This window comes from Klebsiella sp. JN_Kp126 (genome assembly GCF_033843325.1).
Lineage (GTDB): Bacteria > Pseudomonadota > Gammaproteobacteria > Enterobacterales > Enterobacteriaceae > Klebsiella > Klebsiella michiganensis.
The window spans coordinates 1-876 of the sequence record NZ_JAWXQV010000030.1 but is presented as its reverse complement, the minus strand read 5'-3'; the positions used below and the strand labels follow the sequence as shown (position 1 = coordinate 876).

The following is an 876-nucleotide window of genomic DNA, read 5'->3' as shown; positions in this document are numbered from 1 at the left end:
GTCGTTTCATATCCGGGTCGTTATCCGTCAGGTCTTTTATCTGTTTTTCGATACGTGCCAGCTCCGCGCTCAGACATCCCAGCAGGATGTCAATGCTGGCCAGCTGAACCTCCGGCGCGGTTTCTCGCCGGTTTTTCTCCTGCGTCTGCATCTCTGTCAGCGCCTGATGCCTTAACACCAGGGCTTTCAGTGCCCGCTCTGTCGGATGAGGGGCCTCCCAGGCTGACGGGCGTTTTTCCCGGCAGAAGTGAGCCAGCATACGGGCGTCCACTTTGTCAGTTTTACTGCGCAACCCCTCACTCTGTGCGAAAGCTTTACTGAGGGCGGGGTTGATGATGGACACGGTATACCCGGCATCACTCAGATGCGCGGCCGCGTCTTCCATGTAGGTGCTGGTGGACTCCATGCAGACATGGGCACGGTTCACGTCATGGCCGCGAAGCCAGCGGACCAGCGCTTCGTGTCCGGAGAGGGTATTATCAAATTTTTTACAACGATGCCGGCCATCAGGGCGAAGAATATCGACATCCAGTTTAGCTTTGGCGACATCAATACCGATGAAGTGGAGTTCATTTTCCATAGTGAAACCAACCTTGCAAATACGGGTTACCGGTGAAAGCCGGTCCATGATACTGTCCGGTTTATCACATGAGAAAGAACGGCGGTCCGGTGCAAAGGATCTACGGAACAGGCGCGAAAGCCTAAGCCCGGACACGGCATCCGGACCGCCATCAGAGAGAACTGGCCGGTTCTTTCTGACGGAGTAATCATACAAGCCCGGACAGGCGCAACGCGCCGCCTCCGGGGAAGGTGCGCTGCCTGGTGCCTTGCTGCGGTTTTCTTCCCGGCTTGCGCTGCGCTTAGCCGGGCTACGGG

Annotated in this window: 1 protein-coding gene; it reads right to left on the bottom strand. The window is 57.1% G+C overall.

Annotation, left to right across the window (positions count from 1 at the left end; genetic code table 11):
* Positions 1–580 (bottom strand): IS110 family transposase (locus SIK97_RS00975; protein ID WP_319610916.1); only part of this gene is annotated, 580 nt, incomplete at its 3' end.
* Between the last annotated feature and the right edge of the window lie 296 nt (positions 581–876).